This is a genomic window from Paenibacillus algorifonticola (assembly GCF_000971975.1).
In the GTDB taxonomy this organism is placed as follows: Bacteria; Bacillota; Bacilli; order Paenibacillales; family Paenibacillaceae; genus Pristimantibacillus; species Pristimantibacillus algorifonticola.
In genome coordinates, this window is sequence record NZ_LAQO01000089.1 from 1 (window position 1) to 1,762 (window position 1,762).

The 1,762-nt window shown below is 51.9% G+C and carries 1 protein-coding gene; it reads left to right on the forward strand.

What is annotated here, in order from left to right; all coding sequences use genetic code 11:
* Window positions 1-107: 107 nt before the first annotated feature.
* A complete protein-coding gene (locus WH37_RS33040; RefSeq protein ID WP_046234927.1) occupies window positions 108-1,379 on the forward strand; it encodes an IS110 family RNA-guided transposase in 1,272 nt (423 codons plus the stop codon).
* Window positions 1,380-1,762: the final 383 nt, after the last annotated feature.

Genomic DNA, 1,762 nt, shown 5'->3' on the forward strand with positions numbered 1-1,762 from the left:
TCCTGTAGAGCGTTAATTTTGCGTTTTGCATAAAAACGAGCGCCTCCAGTAAGATGGGGTAGTCACGGGTCTTAGCCCTTTAGCCATCATAAGGAGGTCGCTCTATCTTGAAGTTTAAAGCTCAAACCAAACAAAATCAACTGCTCGAACGCATTTCAACTCAGCACCTTGTCGTCGGTATCGACATCGCTCAGCAAACCCACGTTGCGCGCGCCGTCAACTTCCGTGGAATTCTGCTAGGCACTCCGCTTCACTTCTCCAACGACGACACGGGCTTCGGCCTATTGTTGCAGTGGATGAGAGGTTTGCAGGAAACGCACCAACTAAACGACACCATCATCGGCATGGAGCCAACCGGCCACTACTGGCTTAGCCTTGCTGCTTGGCTCAAAGACCGCAAACTTGAGGTTGTGTTGGTGAATCCTCATCTCGTCAAAAAGAACAAGGAAAACCGCGACAATACACCATCTAAAAGCGACATCAAAGATGCCTTTGTTATCGCCGACATGGTGAAAAACGGCTACTACACCTTTATCAAAGAAACCAGTGAAGTGTTTATGGAACTGCGCGTTCTCATGGCGAACCGGGAGACAATTGTCCATCGTCTCGTCAGCGTCAAGAACCAGATCCACCGCTGGGTCGACATTGTGTTCCCTGAGCTGCGGCTGGTATACAAGCACCTCATTGGCCCTGGATCGCTTGCTACACTGCGTCTCTTTCCTACGCCTGCCAATCTTCAAAAACTCACCGTTCGCCAGGTAATCGACGGCTGGAAAACGGTTATGAAGCGGCACAGCGGTGAACGAAGAGCTGGCGAACTGCTGGCTCTAGCAGCACGCTCAGTCGGCGCCAAGCATGCCGAGAGAGCCTACAAGCTTCATCTTCAACAGCTGCTCGCTGAATACGATCTGGCTACGGAGCAGCTGCAGGTAATCGAGGATGAAGTCGCGGCTGCACTGATCCGGATTCCGCTAGCCGAGCCGCTGCTAGCTATTAAGGGTATGAGCATCCTGTCAGTCGCCGGCATTCTCGGTGAAGCTGGGGACCTCAGCGGCTATGCACATGGTAACGCGTTGCTACGGCATGCCGGCCTTAACCTGGCTGAAGCGAGTTCAGGCAAATGGAAGGGCCAGATGTCCATCAGCAAACGTGACCGACCAAGGCTTCGGCATGCTCTGTTCATGGCAACCATGGCCCTCATCATGAACGATGTATCGTTTAAACGACAGCACGAAGTGAATGTTAAGATGAAAAGCATGAAGCCAATGCGCTCCGTGATGAAGCTTTGCGGCAAGTTGGCTCGCCTCCTGGTTGCTATGGCACATAGCGGTGAAGCTTACGAACCTGATCGAGCTCATCCTATGAAACAAACTGCTTAGCCGCTTCTCAGTTAGCACGAAAATTGGCTTATTCGCAGGATCTCAAGACTGCACGGAGTACCGGATTGCATTGAGCAAAAGGGCACAGACCCGTACCGTTAGGATAACCGGCCTCCACCAACCGGATAGGCGTAACGAAGGAATGAAAGGGCATCGACCCGTCGAGAAATGGGAGTGAAAGCCTCCGGAAGTACGTGGAGAAGCGTGCAACAGAGCAGTAAAAAAGGAGCGAAAACTCGCCCCTTCTGTTCCCGCATGCGCTTCCGTTGGCGAATTTGACGGTACACCCCCTCTTCTATCCGAATAGCGATTTATCTATTGGAGAGATCCTGCGAATAAGCGAGCATTCGTGAGAAAACTACATTTTACCGAGGGAGCTCAAT